Origin of the sequence: Erysipelothrix aquatica, assembly GCF_009828775.2 — a bacterium.
Taxonomy (GTDB): Bacteria; Bacillota_I; Bacilli_A; order Erysipelotrichales; family Erysipelotrichaceae; genus Erysipelothrix; species Erysipelothrix aquatica.
Map to the genome: position 1 here is coordinate 76,994 of NZ_WTSY02000005.1, position 16,882 is coordinate 93,875.

General features: G+C 38.7%; 22 protein-coding genes and 1 riboswitch. Of the genes, 21 read left to right on the forward strand and 1 reads right to left on the reverse strand.

The window, feature by feature from the left end; all coding sequences use genetic code 11:
- Positions 1 to 18: 18 nt before the first annotated feature.
- From GVV20_RS02615 to upp, 11 genes are all read left to right on the forward strand, one after another.
- Positions 19 to 768, forward strand: a complete 750-nt coding sequence (locus GVV20_RS02615) for a threonine/serine exporter family protein (RefSeq protein WP_159740942.1) — start codon at positions 19 to 21, stop codon at positions 766 to 768.
- Positions 768 to 1,223 carry a threonine/serine exporter family protein gene (locus GVV20_RS02620; RefSeq protein ID WP_159740940.1) on the forward strand — a complete coding sequence of 152 codons (456 nt, stop codon included), beginning with the start codon at positions 768 to 770 and terminating at the stop codon, positions 1,221 to 1,223. Before GVV20_RS02615 ends, GVV20_RS02620 begins: the two co-directional genes overlap by 1 nt.
- 3 nt (positions 1,224 to 1,226) lie before the next feature.
- Positions 1,227 to 1,673 carry a MepB family protein gene (locus tag GVV20_RS02625; RefSeq protein WP_159740938.1) on the forward strand — a complete coding sequence of 149 codons (447 nt, stop codon included), beginning with the start codon at positions 1,227 to 1,229 and terminating at the stop codon, positions 1,671 to 1,673.
- 101 nt (positions 1,674 to 1,774) lie between these two features.
- Positions 1,775 to 1,978: a 50S ribosomal protein L31 gene (gene rpmE, locus GVV20_RS02630; RefSeq protein WP_159638490.1), complete on the forward strand. Its 204-nt coding sequence runs from the start codon at positions 1,775 to 1,777 to the stop codon at positions 1,976 to 1,978.
- A 66-nt stretch (positions 1,979 to 2,044) separates the two neighbouring features.
- Positions 2,045 to 2,656, forward strand: coding sequence for a thymidine kinase (locus GVV20_RS02635; RefSeq protein WP_159650001.1), 612 nt, complete (start codon positions 2,045 to 2,047; stop codon positions 2,654 to 2,656).
- Positions 2,656 to 3,738, forward strand: coding sequence for a peptide chain release factor 1 (gene prfA / locus GVV20_RS02640; RefSeq protein WP_159741243.1), 1,083 nt, complete (start codon positions 2,656 to 2,658; stop codon positions 3,736 to 3,738). Before GVV20_RS02635 ends, prfA begins: the two co-directional genes overlap by 1 nt.
- Before the next feature lie 4 nt (positions 3,739 to 3,742).
- Positions 3,743 to 4,597 carry a peptide chain release factor N(5)-glutamine methyltransferase gene (prmC, locus tag GVV20_RS02645; protein WP_159741242.1) on the forward strand — a complete coding sequence of 285 codons (855 nt, stop codon included), beginning with the start codon at positions 3,743 to 3,745 and terminating at the stop codon, positions 4,595 to 4,597.
- A 42-nt stretch (positions 4,598 to 4,639) separates the two neighbouring features.
- Positions 4,640 to 5,260 carry an L-threonylcarbamoyladenylate synthase gene (locus GVV20_RS02650; protein WP_236261768.1) on the forward strand — a complete coding sequence of 207 codons (621 nt, stop codon included), beginning with the start codon at positions 4,640 to 4,642 and terminating at the stop codon, positions 5,258 to 5,260.
- Positions 5,248 to 5,703: an RpiB/LacA/LacB family sugar-phosphate isomerase gene (locus GVV20_RS02655; RefSeq protein WP_159638482.1), complete on the forward strand. Its 456-nt coding sequence runs from the start codon at positions 5,248 to 5,250 to the stop codon at positions 5,701 to 5,703. Before GVV20_RS02650 ends, GVV20_RS02655 begins: the two co-directional genes overlap by 13 nt.
- On the forward strand, positions 5,703 to 6,935 hold the full coding sequence (gene glyA, locus GVV20_RS02660; protein ID WP_159741241.1) for a serine hydroxymethyltransferase: 1,233 nt from the start codon (positions 5,703 to 5,705) through the stop codon (positions 6,933 to 6,935). Before GVV20_RS02655 ends, glyA begins: the two co-directional genes overlap by 1 nt.
- A complete protein-coding gene (gene upp / locus GVV20_RS02665) occupies positions 6,935 to 7,555 on the forward strand; it encodes a uracil phosphoribosyltransferase (protein ID WP_159741240.1) in 621 nt (206 codons plus the stop codon). Before glyA ends, upp begins: the two co-directional genes overlap by 1 nt.
- A gap of 24 nt (positions 7,556 to 7,579) precedes the next feature.
- Here the strand turns inward: upp and GVV20_RS02670 are convergent, their stop codons facing one another.
- Positions 7,580 to 8,185, reverse strand: coding sequence for an HAD family hydrolase (locus GVV20_RS02670; protein WP_159741239.1), 606 nt, complete (start codon positions 8,183 to 8,185; stop codon positions 7,580 to 7,582).
- 201 nt (positions 8,186 to 8,386) lie between these two features.
- On the opposite strand from GVV20_RS02670, the gene GVV20_RS02675 reads away from it, so the two are divergent.
- The 10 genes from GVV20_RS02675 (at position 8,387) to hpt (ending at position 16,817) form a co-directional block, all read left to right on the forward strand.
- Positions 8,387 to 9,562 (forward strand): NAD(P)-dependent malic enzyme, encoded by a 1,176-nt coding sequence (locus GVV20_RS02675; RefSeq protein ID WP_159741238.1) that lies wholly within the window; start codon positions 8,387 to 8,389, stop codon positions 9,560 to 9,562.
- Between the two features lie 30 nt (positions 9,563 to 9,592).
- The gene (locus GVV20_RS02680) at positions 9,593 to 10,663 is read left to right on the forward strand and encodes a zinc-binding metallopeptidase family protein (protein ID WP_159741237.1); all 1,071 of its coding nucleotides are present in this window, start codon (positions 9,593 to 9,595) and stop codon (positions 10,661 to 10,663) included.
- 11 nt (positions 10,664 to 10,674) lie between these two features.
- Positions 10,675 to 11,421, forward strand: coding sequence for a copper homeostasis protein CutC (locus GVV20_RS02685; protein ID WP_236261767.1), 747 nt, complete (start codon positions 10,675 to 10,677; stop codon positions 11,419 to 11,421).
- 4 nt (positions 11,422 to 11,425) lie between these two features.
- Positions 11,426 to 11,755 (forward strand): MazG nucleotide pyrophosphohydrolase domain-containing protein, encoded by a 330-nt coding sequence (locus GVV20_RS02690; RefSeq protein WP_201287514.1) that lies wholly within the window; start codon positions 11,426 to 11,428, stop codon positions 11,753 to 11,755.
- A 31-nt stretch (positions 11,756 to 11,786) separates the two neighbouring features.
- Positions 11,787 to 11,848: riboswitch (Fluoride riboswitch) on the forward strand.
- Positions 11,849 to 11,886: 38 nt separating this feature from the next.
- Complete coding sequence (locus tag GVV20_RS02695; RefSeq protein ID WP_159741236.1) at positions 11,887 to 12,987, forward strand: cation:proton antiporter domain-containing protein; 1,101 nt, start codon at positions 11,887 to 11,889, stop codon at positions 12,985 to 12,987.
- A gap of 84 nt (positions 12,988 to 13,071) precedes the next feature.
- Positions 13,072 to 13,272, forward strand: a complete 201-nt coding sequence (locus tag GVV20_RS02700; protein ID WP_159638468.1) for a DUF1146 family protein — start codon at positions 13,072 to 13,074, stop codon at positions 13,270 to 13,272.
- 21 nt (positions 13,273 to 13,293) lie between these two features.
- Positions 13,294 to 14,295 (forward strand): rod shape-determining protein, encoded by a 1,002-nt coding sequence (locus GVV20_RS02705; RefSeq protein WP_159638466.1) that lies wholly within the window; start codon positions 13,294 to 13,296, stop codon positions 14,293 to 14,295.
- A 174-nt stretch (positions 14,296 to 14,469) separates the two neighbouring features.
- A complete protein-coding gene (locus GVV20_RS02710) occupies positions 14,470 to 15,033 on the forward strand; it encodes a hypothetical protein (protein WP_236261766.1) in 564 nt (187 codons plus the stop codon).
- A 16-nt stretch (positions 15,034 to 15,049) separates the two neighbouring features.
- Positions 15,050 to 16,252 (forward strand): tRNA lysidine(34) synthetase TilS, encoded by a 1,203-nt coding sequence (gene tilS / locus GVV20_RS02715; protein ID WP_159812710.1) that lies wholly within the window; start codon positions 15,050 to 15,052, stop codon positions 16,250 to 16,252.
- Positions 16,253 to 16,277: 25 nt separating this feature from the next.
- Positions 16,278 to 16,817 carry a hypoxanthine phosphoribosyltransferase gene (gene hpt / locus GVV20_RS02720; RefSeq protein ID WP_159638462.1) on the forward strand — a complete coding sequence of 180 codons (540 nt, stop codon included), beginning with the start codon at positions 16,278 to 16,280 and terminating at the stop codon, positions 16,815 to 16,817.
- The last annotated feature ends 65 nt before the right edge of the window (positions 16,818 to 16,882 follow it).

Consider the following 16,882-nt stretch of genomic DNA (forward strand, 5'->3'; position numbering starts at 1 on the left):
TAAGAAGAGGTGGATAGGATGAACGCAAATGAAGAAAAAATGCTATTAGATACATGTGTCCTTGCTGGTAAGATTCTCATGGAGAATGGCGCCGAAATGCACCGTGTTGAAGATACAATGAATCGCATTCTATCTGTAGAGTATGGTACAAACGAAGCGATGAGTTTTGTAATCCCAACCGGTATTTTTGTGACGACACATAAAGGTGAAAGCACAAAAATGAAACGAATTAGTAGTCGAAAACAAGACGTTGAGAAAATTGCCCAAGTCAATGAAGCCTCCCGCCAATTCAGCAGTGGTATTTATGATGTGCCTCAGTTCTATAATCGGATGCAAGAAATAAGTACTTCTGTTACCGATTTTCCGTTGTGGCTACGGGTAATCGTTTCTGGGGTAATAAGCGCATGCATGATGATTATTTTCCAAGGATCTGCGAAAGATTTCGGATTAACATTTGTGATTGGTGCTCTTGGTTACGCTTTTTACTATATGGCAAACCGTTACCTCAAAGTACGATTCTTACAAGAATTTTTAGCAGCATTTTTGGTTGCAACCGTTGCGAATGTATGCGCGAAGGTAGGAATTATTCATAATGTAGACACAGTAATAATCGGAAGTATCATCATTTTTGTACCAGGAATCCAAATTATGAACTCGATTCGTGACTTCCTTGTTGGAAACACTATTTCAGGAACAATTTTCTTGGTCGAAGCGATGATGATTGCTGCGATGATTGGTGCGGGTGTTATGAGTGGGGTGGTGTTCTAATGGCTTTCCTAATTCAAGTAGTAACAAGTTTCGTAAGTTCGTTGGGTTTTGGAATAATTGTGAACGCACCACGTCGTGTGCTTATCCACTGTGGCATTACAGGTATGGTTGGCTGGATCGTGAATTGGTATTTGCTCCTTATCGGTTATAATACATATATTTCCGTATTTGCGGGGTCCGTTGCGGTTTCAATTTGTGCGATTATGTTCGCAAGAAAATTGAGAATGCCAACAACAGTGTTTAATCTGCCAGGTATTTTTCCGTTAGTTCCAGGTATTTCAGCTTACCAGGCAATCCAAAGCTTTGTAAGTGCCGAGTACATCCGCGGCGTTGAATTACTGATGAAGACCTTCACAATCTCAATGACCATGGCCTTTGCGATTGTTATGATTGAGGTGTTCTATCGTCTTGTGATGAGAATTCTCAATGGCGAACTCAATAAGAAAGCGTCATAAATCATGATAAATCAATCGATTGAATACCTAACCAGTGAAGCATTAATTCTAGGAATTAGCGACATCGAACTAGAAACTCAAAATGCAGATTATGAAGGTTTTTGTTTCCAGGCTGATGGAGTTAGCTACCGGAGTCGTCTTGCGAAAAAGACGCCCAAAAAGAATGGTTACTTTGTAGTTTTCTGGGAGAAAAATGAATCAAACACCAATCAGGCATATGTTTATGAAACGAGTCCAACGTTTATTATCATAATCGTCAAAGATAAGCATCAATGCGGATACTTCAAATTTCCTAAAGAAGTGTTGCTTAAACAAGGCATTCTCCGTAGCCAAGAGAAAGCCGGTAAAATGGGAATTCGTATTTATCCAACATGGGAAAAAGAACTGAATTCTAGCGCACAGAAGACACAAAAATGGCAGGCGCCATACTTTAAACAAACATCAATATAAAGACAAGCACCAATGCTTGCGTATTTACATGCTTTATGATATTATTACTACGCACTTATCTAAGATGAGCCAATCGTCTTAGGCGGAAGGAGACAAACCAAATGAAAAAAGGAATTCATCCAGAATACCATCAAACTAAAATTGTCTGTACTTCTTGTAATACAGAAATCGAAGTCGGTTCAACAGTAGCAGATCTACGTGTAGATACATGCTCAAACTGCCATCCTTTCTATACAGGAAAACAACGTTTTGCTAACGCAGCTGGACGTATTGACAAGTTCAACAAAAAATATGGTATGAAATAAGGGGCTCTCCCCTTATTTTTTTTGGGAAAATACGATAGAATTAGAAGCAAGAGGTGACGGAATATGATGTATCATCAATATCAAGAGGGGTATATAGAAGTAATCGTAGGATGCATGTTTGCAGGGAAAACTGAAGAACTCATTCGACGGATTAACACGTTAAAATTTGCAAATAAGAATATCGCAGTATTTAAACCGGAAATAGATAATCGCTATAGTGATAATGAAGTAGTTTCCCATGCAGGAACACGCGTTCATTCTTATGTAATTAAAGATGCACGAGAAATTTTGGACATTGTGACACCAGAGATTGATGTCGTAGCAATTGATGAAGTTCAATTCTTTGATGATGAAATACTCAAAGTGTGTGAATATCTTGCACTCAGTGGGAAGCGAGTCATGGCAGCGGGTTTAGATATGGACTTCCGAGGCGAAGCATTCGGAGTTATTCCCAAACTTATGACTACAGCAGAGTTTGTAACAAAACTAACAGCGGTCTGTACCGTATGCGGTGGTCCGGCGACACGTTCACAAAGACTTGTTAATGGAGAACCTGCATCGTATGATGACCCAATTGTAATGGTCGGAGCAAGTGAAGCCTATGAGGCTCGTTGCCGCCACGACCATATCGTCTACAATAAACCAGGAATTAATGGATATAGTAAAGGTGGTAAATAATGATTGATAGCGCGATGCGTGAAAGGCTTGAACGGATTAAAGCCCGAGACGCTGAAATAACAGAACTTATGATGTCTCCTGAAGTATTGGGAGATCATAAATTGATGGCTAAGTATGGAAAAGAACAATCTGGACTACAACAAACAGTTCAAGCGTTTGCACAATATGAAGCTGCAGAACGTTTCTATGCAGAAGCAAAAGAAATGTACGAAACAGAATCCGAATCTGAATTAAAAGAAATGGCCGAGATGGAAATGGCCGAAAACAGTGAAAAAATTGAAAAATTAACGGAAGATCTCCGTGTACTTCTGATTCCACGCGATCCATCAGATGATTTCGATGCAATTATTGAAATTCGTGGTGCTGCAGGTGGTGATGAAGGAAATATTTTCGCGGGAGACCTCTACCGTATGTATACACGATATGCAGAAAGTCTTGGTTACAAATATGAAGTTGTGGAAGCATCACAATCTGAAAATGGTGGTTATACTCTGATTTCATTTATCGTTAAAGGACAAGAACCATTCCGTCACTTTAAATTTGAATCTGGGGCTCACCGTGTTCAACGGGTACCAAAAACAGAAACGCAAGGCCGTATTCATACATCAACAGCAACAGTACTCGTACTCGCGGATGTTGAAGAAGAAGAAATTGATATTGATCCAAACGATCTTGAAATCGATACAATGCGTTCATCTGGAGCCGGAGGACAACACGTTAATAAGACGGACTCTGCTGTTCGTATTGTTCACAAGCCAACAGGTATTGCCGTTAAGGTCCAAGATGGTCGTTCTCAACATGCGAACCGTGATCAAGCGATGCGTATTATTCGTGCGCGAGTATTCGAGCACCATCAACAACAACTTCAAGCAGAACGAAACGAAAATCGTCAATCAAAAATTGGTCGAGGCGATCGTTCAGAAAAAATTAGAACGTATAACTATCCACAAAACCGCGTGAGTGATCACCGCATTGGATTAACTTTACAAAAACTAGATATTATTATGGAAGGTAAAATGGATGAAATTATCGCTGCACTTCTCGCAGAAGAGCAACGTGAAATCCTTGAACAAGGCGTATAATTAAATGACGTATAGAGACTTAGTCAATGAAGGTATTGATATATTAGAAAAAGCAGATATTTACGCGGGATTTTCTCGCGTTTTAATGCTTGAACTCCTACGTGAACAAGATATAGATATGTACGCAGAATATGAGCACGAAGCTCAAGAAGCTGTTGCTACCGACTTCAAACAAAAAATTCAAGAACTTGCAAAAGATATACCGTTAGGCTATGTTCTGGGTTATGAATGGTTCTATGGTTATAAGATTATCGTAAATGAGGGTGTGTTAATTCCACGTGGCGAAACAGAAGAATTAGTTGGCAATGTCTTAGCAGATATCGACAGTTACTTTGAAAATCCCGTGATTGCTGATGTAGCGTGTGGAAGTGGAGCAATAGGACTCGCACTGGCTAAAGATTTAGGTACGCATGTCTACGCAACCGATATAAGTGAAGAAGCATTGGTTGTTGCACGTGAAAATGCACAACAAAACGATGCCGATATGACAATCATGCAAGGCGATATGCTCCAATCGCTTATTGACCAAAATATTAAACTTGACGTTCTGGTATGTAATCCTCCATACATCAAAAATACTGAACATATCCAGACTGCGGTTCTCAATAATGAACCTCATGTTGCATTGTTTGGTGGTGAAGATGGACTTTTCTTTTACCGTAGTGTATTGTCCAATGCGCATAAGGTATTAAATGAAAAAGCAATGATCGCATTTGAAATTGGTTTTGATATTGGGGATGCAGTTGTGGCATTAGCACAGTCTTTTTTCAGCGACGCTACTGTTATCTTACGTCAGGACATGAATGGATTAGATCGTATGGTTTTTGTGTATAAAGGTATTAATCTTATTGAAGATTAGTATCTTTTTTTATGATAAAATAGTAAAAATCGAGGTGTTAGAATGATGAAAACAAACATATATGAACTAGAGGATTTAGAGGTGGTTGCGAATACGGTTCGAGAAGGCGGCTTCGTTGCCATAAAAACGGATACCGTTTATGGTCTGGCTGCTAGCAGTCACGATGATGAACTGTACGAAAAACTCCAAATGGTTAAAGAACGTCCTGCTGATAAACCATTTCCATTAATGGTTTCCAGTTTGGAACAAATTGAATCGGTGGCTGATGTAACTGAGTTACAACGGCACTTGATGCATACATTTATGCCGGGAGCTGTCACATTCATTTTTAAACGCAAACCAGACGTTTTTCAATTCTTAAAGGACCAAGATACTCTCGGAATTCGAATGGCCGATGACCCATGGGTACAGGCTATGATTACGAAAGTAGGGAATCCAATTTGGCTTCCTTCAGCGAATCGATCAGGATTCCCTACAGCAACGTCATCACATATGGTTTTAGAGCAACTTGATGGAAAAATTGATGGTGTCATTAATGGCGAAATAAGTGGTGGAATATCGTCAAGTGTGTTTGACCTGACAGGTGATAAAATAGTATGCTTAAGAGAAGGAATCGTCACACTTGAAGCGGTTCAGAAGGAGGCAGAGCAATGGAAAAAATAGCATTAGCAAGTGATCAAGGTGGATTTGAACAAAAAGAAGCATTGAAACCTGTAATTGAAGCATTGGGATATGAGGTGGTGGACTTTGGTGTACCATCAACTGATAGTGTGGATTATCCAGATGTTATTTATCCAGCTGCGAAAGCTGTCGCAAATGGTGAATTCAAACGTGGAATTATCCTCTGTGGAACAGGAATAGGGGCGTCAATCGTTGCGAATAAAGTTCGTGGAATCCGTGCGGCCCTCGTTACAAGTCCAGAAGTCGCAACATTAACTCGTGAACATAATGATTCAAACATCTTGGCAATGGCAGGACGCACAACACCATTCGAAACAAATAAAGATATTGTGGAAGCGTGGTTAGGAACACCATTTAGTGAAGACGATCGTCATTCACGTCGTATTAATAAAATTAAAGATATTGAAACCATGGAGGGACGCTAATGAGAGATACTTTAGTATTTGAAGCAATTCAAAACGAGCAACAACGTCAATTGGAAAATATTGAGTTAATTGCATCAGAAAACTTTGTTTCTGAAGATATACTTGCTGCACAAGGCAGCATTATGACCAATAAATATGCAGAAGGGTATCCTGGAAAACGCTATTATGGTGGATGTGAATATGTTGATGTCGTAGAAAATTTAGCAATTGAGCGATTGAAAGAACTTTATGGGGCTGAACATGCGAACGTACAACCGCACAGTGGTTCTCAAGCCAATATGGCAGTTTATATGACAATCCTAGAACATGGCGATGTTGTCTTAGGAATGGATCTTAATGCTGGTGGACATTTAACACATGGTCATCAACTGAATTTTTCAGGTGTCAATTATACATTCTTTGGTTATGGCGTCGATCGTCATACAGAAATGATTGACTACGAAACTGTTCTGCAAATTGCGAAAGAAGTCAAACCAAAATTAATTGTTGCAGGTGCGAGCGCATACTCACGTACCATTGATTTTAAGAAATTCCGTGAAATAGCGGATGAAGTAGGCGCATATCTTATGGTAGATATGGCACACATTGCAGGACCGATTGCTGCTGGTCTTCACCCAAGCCCAGTTCCATATGCAGACTTTGTAACATCCACAACCCACAAGACATTACGTGGACCTCGTGGTGGTATTATTCTGTGTAAGCAAAAATATGCGAAAGTAATTGACCGTTCGGTGTTCCCAGGAACACAAGGCGGACCACTTATGCATGTGATTGCCGCGAAAGCAATTTGTTTCCATGAAGCGCTTCAACCAGAATTCAAAGTCTATCAGGAACAAGTGCTTAAAAACGTCAAAGCAATCGCAGAAGAATTTGAAACAATGGGTTACCGTGTAGTAAGTGGTGGAACTGATAACCATTTAATCATGGTTGATGTGAAACGGAGCAAAGATTTAACGGGTGCCCATGTTGAAAAGATTCTTGAAAAAGTAAGCATTACACTTAATAAAAATGCGATTCCATTTGATAAAGAACGTCCTGCGGTTACAAGCGGTATTCGTATCGGTGCACCTGCAATGACAACACGTGGCTTCAAAGAAGAAGACTTCCGTAAAGTTGCACATTTCATAGATGATGCGATTACGAATCGTGACGATGATGCAGCGCTTGCACGCATCAATGAGACCGTTAAAACATTCACACGTAACTTTCCAATGAGAGAGGAAAAACAATAATGATTACAGTACTTAACCACCCAATGATTACGCATAAACTCACACAAATGCGTAACATTAATACCGGAACTAAAGACTTCCGTCAAAACCTTGATGAGATTGCAGGTTTGATGGCTTACGAAATTACACGTGATATCAAACTGGAACAAGTAACCATCGAAACACATAGTGGACCATATGAGACATTTGAACTTCAAAAAGAAGTGATTCTGGTTCCAATCATCCGAGCAGGACTTGGAATGGTTGAAGGAATCTTGAATCTTATTCCAACTGCAAAAGTTGGTCATGTTGGGGTCTATCGTGATGAAGAAACGCTTTTACCTCACGAATATTTTGCGAAATTTCCTGAGCATTTAGAAGATGCAGAAATTCTTGTTCTTGACCCAATGCTCGCAACTGGTGGTAGTGCTGACGCCGCAATTGAAATTGTAAAACGTCGTGGTGCTAAAAATATCAAACTCGTATGTCTTGTTGGAGCACCAGAGGGGGTTGAATTTATTAAAAAGAATCACCCTGATGTAGATGTTTTCTTAGCAGCACTTGATGAAAAATTAAATGATAACGGATATATTGAACCAGGTCTTGGAGATGCTGGTGATCGTATTTACGGTACAAAATAAAAAACTCGCCTATGCGAGTTTTTTTTATAGTAGTTTTAGATTTGTAAGGTATTTGCGAAGGATATCAGGGCTTCCGGTATAGTGGAAACCGTGCATGCCAAGTTTCGACGCTGCCTGAACATTCGCCATAGAATCATCTACAAAAATACAATCAAGCGGGCTGAGATTGTTTTCCATGAGTACGTGCTCATAAATACCGGGTTGTGGTTTTGAAATGTTAATATCTGCTGATATCGTGATACTGTCAAATAATTCAAGGGCTTTAATTTTATGTTTGTAGTCGTAGAAAGTATTTGCTGCATTTGAACACAGATGTAATGAATAGCCTTGTTCTTTGAGGTTTTCGATAAGACCAATCATCGCTTCGCGACTAGGGGTATAGTCAGACCATGAATGTACGATTTCGTGAAGTGTTTCATGATAAAGTTCCGGTGCACGTGCTGCAATTTCATAGTAAGCATCATCCATAGAGATATCACCGTTATCAAGTTTTAGCCAAGTATCGCCACCAAATACGTATGATTTTAGTTTTCCGAGCTCGTGAATGTCTGTTGTAAAATGGGATAAAATATAATCCGGGTTGAAATCAATCAAAACATTGCCCATATCAAAAATAAAATGTCTAATCATAAGAACTCCTTCTCTATATAACATAATTATACCGAATAAAAGAAACAATGCGATGTGGAATTAAGTATTTCCATGAAACATTCATAGAACAAAGTGCAAAAAATGTACTGGTAAATTGTGTCCAATTCTTGAAAAGCGAAAGAATCGCAATTATCAAACTGGAGAAAGTGATAAGATTAGCGTATAGAATGGAGCGGTAATATGACACTTAAAGAAAAAGCACTGAAGATTCATAAAGATTTGCAAGGCAAAGTTGAAATTTCGAATAAGATGCCAATTGACTCTCGTGAAATATTTGGATTGTTGTATTCTCCTGGAGCAGCGGAACCAACGCGTGAAATTCAAAAGAACCCGGAGACAGTGTACGACTATACATGGAAGCAAAATACGATTGCTATGGTAAGTAATGGTACTGCAGTCCTCGGTTTAGGAGATGTTGGCCCAAATGCTGCCCTTCCGGTTATCGAGGGGAAATCCATGCTTTTTAGAGCGTTCTCGAATGTTGGATCGGTTCCACTTGTGCTGGATACTAAAGATCCTGATGAACTGATTCGAACCGTTGAAATAATAGCACCAACTTTTGGTGGTATAAATTTGGAAGACATTAAGGCACCAGAATGCGTGTATATTGAGCAAGAACTTCAACGACGCTTGAATATTCCTGTCTTTCATGATGATCAGCACGGAACCGCAATTGTCGTTTTAGCGGCATTAATGAATGCATTTAAACTTATTGATAAAGACTTGAAAACGGCTAAAGTTGTTGTTTCAGGAACAGGAGCTGCCGGAAGTTCGGTTATTCGAATGCTCCATCGTTATGGTTTAAGTAATATTTATGCCTTTAATATTGATGGACCGGTGGATATTCGACATGCAAAATTCTACGATCCAGTTGTTCAGGAAATATGCAATTATATTGAACCCATCACTGATGAAACGACATTGCATGATTTGATGCAAAATGCTGACATTTTCATTGGAGTATCTGCTGCGGGCGTTCTGACTCAAGAAGATGTTCGCGTGATGGCATCTGATGCTGTTGTTTTTGCAATGGCCAATCTGGTACCGGAAATATCTTATGATGATGCGATTGCAGCAGGAGCCCGTATCGCTGGAACAGGACGTTCTGATTATCCCAATCAAGTGAATAATGTATTGGCTTTCCCAGGTATCTTCCAAGGTGCCCTTCAAGCTAAGGCAACAGAAATTAACGAAGAGATGAAGATTGCAGCTGCCTATGGCATTGCGTCGATGATTCCCAATAATGAGCTGACAGATACAAATATTCTTCCGTATATCCTAGATGCAGATGTTGCGGATGTGGTTGCTAGAGCGGTAGCTGAGAAAGCTGTTGCAATGGGTGTTGTAAGAAAATAAGAAAGTTTACGGAATAGTGAGGAATTCACGATGGAAATAATAGAACTAGAAGCTACTCTGAATAGTCTGACTTCTGAGTTAGTTAAAACAGTAGAAATAATTCAGACCATTAAAAGTGAAAATCTATCAGTATCTTCAAAAGAATCCGCATCCCAAGCAACACTTGCCTATATTTTGGATAAAGCTGCAGAACTTGGTTTTAAAATCAAAAATGTGACCCAAGGGGTAGGGTATATTCAATATGGCGAAGGTGCTGAATCGGATGATTATATTGGAATATTCGGGAATGTTGGCACGAATGTTGAGACTGTAAATCATGTAACAAATTCATTGCCAACGTTTACCGATAATACAAGTGCCATGATAACAAATCTTTTTGCGCTCTACGCACTCAAGAAACTTAAAATAACGTTTGATGTGCCTGTGCGGATTGTTGTCACGATGGATCAAGATGGCGAATTTGAGCATATTAAAGACTATCTCAGACTTGAGGTTGTACCGCTATTTGGATGGACGCCGACATCAACATGGAGTGTTACATATCCAACGTACCAACACGCCAAGATAAGGATTCAAAGCAAAAACTCGAAAGAATCTACGAATTATCTAGATACTGAAACTATAAGAGAAATCCTAGAATTAAATATGCGAAATCATAAGAATTTAGAAAAGAACATGCCGATTTATGGCATTAATATTACGAAAATTTATGAGGCGAAAGACCACATGAATGTCGAATTTTCGTATCCGGAAACAATCAATAGCAGTGATCTTAAGTCATTCGTTGAAATAAACATGTTAGGAAATCAAGTTGATACATTTCATCCAATGCCACAGCACGTTGTGGCATCCATGCATAGTCATTACATTGAACCACTAACAAAGAGTTATGCTCAGGTTACTGGCGAACGTATTGAGCCGAGAAAATCCGACGTGTTAACCTACGCATCATTAATTCAGAATACTGTGAGTTTTGGACCAAGGTTAATTCAATGTAGCGGACATAGTGATACAAAAGATACACGAGAGTTGCTACGCCGTAATATGGAGATTTATACCCGTTCGCTATTGATGCTTAGCGGTATAGTAGAAAGTACATAGAGGGATTTAAAATGAAGATTAAAGTTGAAGTGTGTGCAGGGTCGGTACAAGACTGTATCACCGCTCAAGCGCAAGGTGCCGATCGCATTGAGTTAAATAATGCATTGTTTCTTGGGGGATTGACCCCAAGTGTAGCAACACTAACCGAAGCGAAAAAGCATGTCGCAATTCCAATTATCACAATGGTTCGTGCTCGTGCTGGTGGTTTTCATTACACTGATGTTGAAATGAAAACGATGTTTGAAGATGCGAAAATACTCATTGAGTATGGTACAGATGGGATTGTATTTGGTTTCTTAAATGCCGACAATACAATAGATGAGATTTGGACTAAAGTATTTGTCGACCTTGCGCATGAACATGGTATCGAAGCAATCTATCATCGTGCGTTTGATCGAACCCTAGATGCACAAGCAGCAATTGAAGCATTGATTCGATGCGGCGTTGATCGGGTGCTGACGAGTGGATTAGAAACCACAGCGGATAAAGGGATTCCAACGTTGAAAATGCTCCAAGAAAACTACGGTACGCAAATTGAAATTTGTGTTGGTGCGGGAGTGAATGAAGAGAATATCAATGAGATTCTTGATGAAACAAAAGCGACCCAAGTTCATTCGTCATTCAAAGGATGGTTTGATGACCCAACAACATCAAGTTCAAAAGTATCATACCGATACGATCAATCCGGAGATTACGAAGGCGTTGATGCGAAGAAACTTAAAACATTTATGGAAGTTCTCATGAAACGTGAAGGGTAAGGACATGATGAAGAAAAGCGTAAATATTTATGACTATCAAAACTATCTTAAACAAAAGTATGAAGATGCTAGCCATACCCAAGCACTCTTTATGAAATTGGTCGAAGAAATAGGCGAAGTTGCAGAAGCAATAAATAAAAAAACGGGAAGAAAATATGATGATGGCGAAAGTTCACTTGCAGACGAACTTGTAGACGTTGTTCATTATGCGATAGCGATCGCAGCTGTAAACGATATCGATTTTGAAAAGACACTCCTTGAAAAGGATAAACAAGCTTCCCAAAAATATAAGCAAACTCCGGATTTACAATCATATATCAAATCTGCTATTTGAACTTGCACAGCATGAGATAACTTGATAAAATTAAAGAAATGGCGATGGAGTTCGCCCAAACCGCAAGAAATTGCTGATGACTCCTACAAGTCTTTTTGACTTGTAGGAGTTTTTTTATGGAGGAACTATAAATGGCTTACATACTTGCAATTGGAATTGGTCTATTACTCAGAAAGATAGCAATGAAACTCGAAATTCCACAGTTATTATTCTATATGCTTGTCGGATTTGTTTTATCATACTTTACGACATTACCGTATGGTGATTATATACGTCATGTTGCTTTGGTGCTAGTTCTGCTGCGATCAGGATTAGGGATTAATTTAAGCACATTGAAGCAAGTTGGGAAAGAAACGGCATTCTTAAGTTTTGTTCCGGCATTATTTGAAGGGTTGGCTGTGCTGGGAATGGCGTTATTGCTAACGAGAATGAGTGTCGCGGAAGCGGGAATGATGGGATTTATGCTAGGAGCCGTGTCGCCTGCTGTTGTAATTCCGATGATGATTTGGCTCCAACAACGAAATATCGGAACCGAGAAACATATTCCGACCATGATCATGAGTGCCGCATCCCTTGATGATATTGCGGCAATAACCATCTTCTCGATATTCTCTGGTATGGCAACACAATCGAATGAAATTCTCCAAACACTAATCATGATTCCAATCGAGATTATCTTGGGCGGTCTACTTGGTGTCGTAGTTGCGAAAATCATACGACCAAAACAGACGATTTTAATTGCATTAATTGCGCTGCTACTTGGCTATAGCGATTTGTTGTTGCCGGTATCGGCACTTATCAGTGTCATGACATTTGGAATAACATTGAGTGAACAGCAAGATACATTACAAGTTCAAAAAGACGCTGGATCATTGTGGATTATCGCCGAAATATTACTGTTTTCAGTTGTGGGCTCGATGATTTCAATTGAGACATTTGCCGCAGAAAATTTATGGCTAATCCTTGTGATTTTATCAATAGGAATTATGTCACGAATTGTTGGAATTAGGTTGTCGATTAAAGATGGTGGTTTTAATGCAAACGAAAAAAGATACATCTCTATCGCTTATTTACCCAAAGCTACAGTTCAAGCGGCATTGGCATCGGTTCCTCTTGCGATGGGGATGCCATACGGAAATTTAATTTTTGTAACTGGTGTAACGGCAATCATTTTATCCACACCACTAACAACATTATATATGCGAAAAAGAACCGTAGATTTAATGGATTAAGGGTATGTGTGTGAAGTTCATGATAATAAAAGGAAATATTGGAAATTAATCATGACATTTGGTATAGTAATATAGGTGAAGAAAATGAGTGATTATCCAAGAATAATACTATATTTAATGTCTTTCTTTATATCAGCGTACGCATTATACGGTGTGGATTTTCGCAAGTTTACCCGTAAGGGAAAAGAAATGCATATGCAAGTGCTCTATATTCTATTGGCATTGGCATTAGGATATGCCGTAGCACAGTTTTTACTCGGATTATCAACTAACTATCTCATATAAAAAAATACCGGAGGAATACTTATGTTTTCAAAAGCAGTTGGAATTGACTTGGGTACTGCAAACATCCTCATCTATGTTAAAGGTGAGGGCGTAGTTCTTGACGAACCATCAGTAGTATCTATTGACGCAAATACAAAAAAATGCCTAGCAGTTGGCCAGTCGGCTAAAGATATGTTAGGTCGTACACCGGGACGTGTTCTTGCAATTCGTCCATTAAAAGACGGTGTTATCGCTGACTTTGAAGTGACAGAAATGATGCTTCAATATTTTGTTCGTAAATTAAAATTAAAAGGCGTATTTTCACGTCCTACAATCCTTATTTGCTGCCCATCAAACATTACATCAGTAGAGCGTAAAGCGATTAGTGATGCTGCATACCGTGCAGGGGCAAAACGTGTTTATATCGAAGAAGAACCTAAAGTTGCAGCTATTGGTGCAAACTTGGATATTTCGAAGCCTACAGGTTCAATGGTTCTTGACATAGGTGGAGGAACAACAGACGTTGCAATTCTATCATTAGGTGAGATCGTTACAAGCACTTCTTTAAAAGTAGCGGGTGACCGTTTGGATCACGATATCATCAAGTATGTTAAAGATACATATAAACTTTTGATTGGTGATCGTACTGCTGAGGAAATCAAAACTCATATTGGAGCAGCGAGTGTTGAAGCTGTTGACACAATGGAAACAAAAACGTTTGCAGTAAGTGGTCGTGACTTAGTCACAGGACTTCCAAATACAATTACGCTACGTGCAGATGAAACAGCAAATGCAATGCATGAAAGTCTTCAGGACATTGTACGTGCATGCCGTACAGTGCTCGAGCAAACGCCTCCTGAATTATCAGCTGATATCGTGACACGCGGTATTGTGTTGACAGGTGGTGGAGCATTACTTCATGGATTGGATTCACTAATCTCACATGAATTAAGTATTCCGGTATATGTTGCAGAAAATGCGTTGACTTGTGTTGCTGAGGGAACAGGTATTATGCTTGAAAACCTCGAAGCAATGGGTCTTTAATTAATAGAATATCAGATAAAGATGGGCTTTATTGTGAATCACAATAAAGCCTGTTTTTTTTCGTGTTTTATGTATAAGTGGTAAAAAAATGACGAAAATCAGCGTTTTTTACGAAAAGTGTTAGGATTATTAAGGAAAATATCGTAATTTACAGGTAGGAGGTTGAAAAACACTATGAAATACAAAGAGTCGCTAACGAAACATCTTGAATGTCGGGAGGCACCTACCGATGAATTAATTCAAGAATATCTCAAGGAATATGAAGCATTTATATTAAGTATGCCATTGTCACAACAGAATCGAGAATGCGTCAGCGGATACAACCGATTCAAACGCATGAAATTTTGGTCATCCACATCTCTAGGTATCGATGTTAGTGTCGGCGATATTTGTTATATCGATTATGGACAAGCATATATCAATGAAGCAGGTTATCAGCATTTTGGACTCGTGATTGCAACATACAATCATAAATTACTGGTAGTTCCAATGACATCCAACACTAATACAATCAGTCAATCCGTTAACAAACACGATCCTACCAAAGGTCACCTGTATTATATTGGTAAGGTTGAAGGCTTAAATAAACCTTCGGTGTTATTTTTGAACGATTGTAAGTTTATTAATTCAGGCAGGATAATATCGATTAATGGTCATATTTGTCCAAAAGGTCCTATTTTTGATAAAATACGTACATGTGTAAAGGAAATAATCTTTGGACCACATATGATAGAATAATACGTGGGTGAGTAGCATGGATAAAAAGAAACAATGGATAGTGGCTGTTTCAGGTGGCCCAGACTCAATGGTTTTATTAGATACACTGAGAACGAAAAAATATAAATTAGTGGTTGCGCATGTCAACTACAAGAAACGATTAACAAGCGATCGTGACGAAGAAATTGTGGCGGAATACTGTGAGACATACGGTATTCCCTTTGAAACAATCAACTATAGTGATGATTCGAATGATAATAATAATTTCCAACATAATGCACGAGTCTTTCGTTATGCATTCTTTAAAATGCTTGTAAGTAAGTATAATGCGAACGGAGTTGTGGTCGGACATCATCTTGACGATGATGTCGAGACATATGTAATGCAGAAATCCCGAAATATGAAAAGTGCTTTTGTCGGGCTTGCTCCAAATGCTCTTGTTTTGGGAGTCTACGTGTGGCGCCCACTCTTATCGTGGCGTAAAAATGACATTCTAGCATATGCATCACAAAACTCAATAAAGTATGGAATTGATGAAAGTAATTTCGAGGATACATATACTCGAAATCGTGTTCGAAAAAATCTACAACATAGTGATGCGATACAGTGGAACCGTTTAATTGAAGAACTCAATTATGAGCGCTCTCTAAATAATGATAAACAAGAGAAACTTAAGGAAACAGTTATGGCGTTGGGAAGTACGATTGATACAACCCAAATTTTGGAACATCAGTATCCAGAAGATGTATTGCGCTATTGGCTAAATGATCAAGGTGTTGATGTCCATGCGATGAGTAAAAAACATGTTGGCGCCATATTGCAAGGTATAGAAAAAGGGACCTATGAAGCAACTTTTGATAACTTGGAATTGTCAGTGAGTTATGGGTATATGAACGTGAGTCCCCATGAAGAATTCAAAATGCAAATCGACAAGCTTGAGTTTAAGACCTATGATAAATTTAAGATATCAAAGTCCGGAGAACGAGTTGAAGCAGTTTGCTTAAAAGATGATGATTTTCCCATAACAGTGCGTTATGCATTGCCTGAAGATGAAATAATGATGAAATATGGCACCAAGAAACTCAACCGATTCTTCATAGATCGCAAAATTCCGCGATTTCAGCGAAAAAAATGGCTTGTAGTTGAAAATTCTGCGAAACATATTGTATTTGTCGTGGGATTGGGTTGTGATGTTCATCATTACGCTAACAATAACAATATTTTTGTGATAGAATTATAGTTATCGCAGGAGGATAGTTTTTAGGATGCATAAGGACGTAAAAGAAATATTAATTAGTGAAGAACAAATCAATGAAAAATGTGTGGAAATGGGCCAAATAGTCACTGACCACTACAAAGATGCACAAGAACCAATTGTACTTGTTGCACTACTAAAAGGATCAGTACCTTTCTTGGCAAGACTCATTAACCATGTGGATTTAGACATGGAATATGATTTCATGGATGTGTCAAGTTATGCAGGAACTGAATCATCACGCGATATTAAGATTTTAAAAGATTTAGATCGCTCAATTAAGGGCGTGAATATTCTTTTAGTCGAAGACATAGTCGATACAGGACATACAATTAAAGCGATTATTCAATTACTTAAAAACAAAGGGGCTAATGACGTCAAAGTAATTTCATTACTAGACAAGCCTTCACGTCGTGAGGTAGATGTTTACGCGGACTTCATCGGATTTGAAATCCCTAATGAATTTGTAATCGGTTTTGGCTTAGACTTTAACGAAAAATATAGACAATTACCTTACATTGGAATCCTTAAGGATGAAGTCTATCAGTAAGAGGAGTGGACAGATTGAAAAAAAATAATAAAAATAATATTATTCTGACATTAATTACATTGTTT

Excerpts from the sequence above, each read along its gene's own strand:
- GVV20_RS02680 (WP_159741237.1), top strand. The coding sequence starts at position 9,593 with ATGGAAATAATAGAACTAGAAGCTACTCTGAATAGTCTGACTTCTGAG.
- GVV20_RS02705 (WP_159638466.1), top strand. The coding sequence starts at position 13,294 with ATGTTTTCAAAAGCAGTTGGAATTGACTTGGGTACTGCAAACATCCTC.
- rpmE (WP_159638490.1), top strand. The coding sequence starts at position 1,775 with ATGAAAAAAGGAATTCATCCAGAATACCATCAAACTAAAATTGTCTGT.
- hpt (WP_159638462.1), top strand. The coding sequence starts at position 16,278 with ATGCATAAGGACGTAAAAGAAATATTAATTAGTGAAGAACAAATCAAT.
- GVV20_RS02670 (WP_159741239.1), bottom strand. The coding sequence starts at position 8,185 with ATGATTAGACATTTTATTTTTGATATGGGCAATGTTTTGATTGATTTC.
- GVV20_RS02710 (WP_236261766.1), top strand. The coding sequence starts at position 14,470 with ATGAAATACAAAGAGTCGCTAACGAAACATCTTGAATGTCGGGAGGCA.
- GVV20_RS02685 (WP_236261767.1), top strand. The coding sequence starts at position 10,675 with ATGAAGATTAAAGTTGAAGTGTGTGCAGGGTCGGTACAAGACTGTATC.
- GVV20_RS02615 (WP_159740942.1), top strand. The coding sequence starts at position 19 with ATGAACGCAAATGAAGAAAAAATGCTATTAGATACATGTGTCCTTGCT.
- upp (WP_159741240.1), top strand. The coding sequence starts at position 6,935 with ATGATTACAGTACTTAACCACCCAATGATTACGCATAAACTCACACAA.
- prmC (WP_159741242.1), top strand. The coding sequence starts at position 3,743 with ATGACGTATAGAGACTTAGTCAATGAAGGTATTGATATATTAGAAAAA.
- GVV20_RS02635 (WP_159650001.1), top strand. The coding sequence starts at position 2,045 with ATGTATCATCAATATCAAGAGGGGTATATAGAAGTAATCGTAGGATGC.
- GVV20_RS02625 (WP_159740938.1), top strand. The coding sequence starts at position 1,227 with ATGATAAATCAATCGATTGAATACCTAACCAGTGAAGCATTAATTCTA.
- GVV20_RS02690 (WP_201287514.1), top strand. The coding sequence starts at position 11,426 with ATGATGAAGAAAAGCGTAAATATTTATGACTATCAAAACTATCTTAAA.
- GVV20_RS02620 (WP_159740940.1), top strand. The coding sequence starts at position 768 with ATGGCTTTCCTAATTCAAGTAGTAACAAGTTTCGTAAGTTCGTTGGGT.
- prfA (WP_159741243.1), top strand. The coding sequence starts at position 2,656 with ATGATTGATAGCGCGATGCGTGAAAGGCTTGAACGGATTAAAGCCCGA.
- GVV20_RS02695 (WP_159741236.1), top strand. The coding sequence starts at position 11,887 with ATGGCTTACATACTTGCAATTGGAATTGGTCTATTACTCAGAAAGATA.
- GVV20_RS02700 (WP_159638468.1), top strand. The coding sequence starts at position 13,072 with ATGAGTGATTATCCAAGAATAATACTATATTTAATGTCTTTCTTTATA.
- glyA (WP_159741241.1), top strand. The coding sequence starts at position 5,703 with ATGAGAGATACTTTAGTATTTGAAGCAATTCAAAACGAGCAACAACGT.
- GVV20_RS02650 (WP_236261768.1), top strand. The coding sequence starts at position 4,640 with ATGATGAAAACAAACATATATGAACTAGAGGATTTAGAGGTGGTTGCG.
- tilS (WP_159812710.1), top strand. The coding sequence starts at position 15,050 with ATGGATAAAAAGAAACAATGGATAGTGGCTGTTTCAGGTGGCCCAGAC.
- GVV20_RS02675 (WP_159741238.1), top strand. The coding sequence starts at position 8,387 with ATGACACTTAAAGAAAAAGCACTGAAGATTCATAAAGATTTGCAAGGC.
- GVV20_RS02655 (WP_159638482.1), top strand. The coding sequence starts at position 5,248 with ATGGAAAAAATAGCATTAGCAAGTGATCAAGGTGGATTTGAACAAAAA.